At 68.7% G+C, this 252-nt stretch carries 1 protein-coding gene; it reads right to left on the reverse strand.

The window, feature by feature from the left end; translation table 11 throughout:
- A partial coding sequence (locus SB754_RS21700; protein ID WP_410784382.1) for a short-chain fatty acyl-CoA regulator family protein occupies positions 1–252 on the reverse strand: 252 nt, incomplete at both ends.

Consider the following 252-nt stretch of genomic DNA (forward strand, 5'->3'; position numbering starts at 1 on the left):
GGCGAGTTGCGCCACGGTGCGGTCGGGTTGTGCCAGCGCGCCGTAGAGCGCCCACAGCGGACAGGCTCCGCCCAACCGCGGCATGCGCAGGCCCGGAATGCTGAAGGGCTTGGAGATATTGCCCGCCGGATCGGTGCGCAGAAAGGCGAAGGGCACGCCTGCGGCGTCCGGCCGGCGCAGAGTGACCAGCCGGTGCGCGATCTGCTCGAAACTACCGGCGAACTTCTGTGCCAGTCGATCGATGTCGTAGCG

This window comes from Leifsonia sp. SIMBA_070 (assembly GCF_046534635.1).
Taxonomy (GTDB): domain Bacteria; phylum Actinomycetota; class Actinomycetes; order Actinomycetales; family Microbacteriaceae; genus Leifsonia.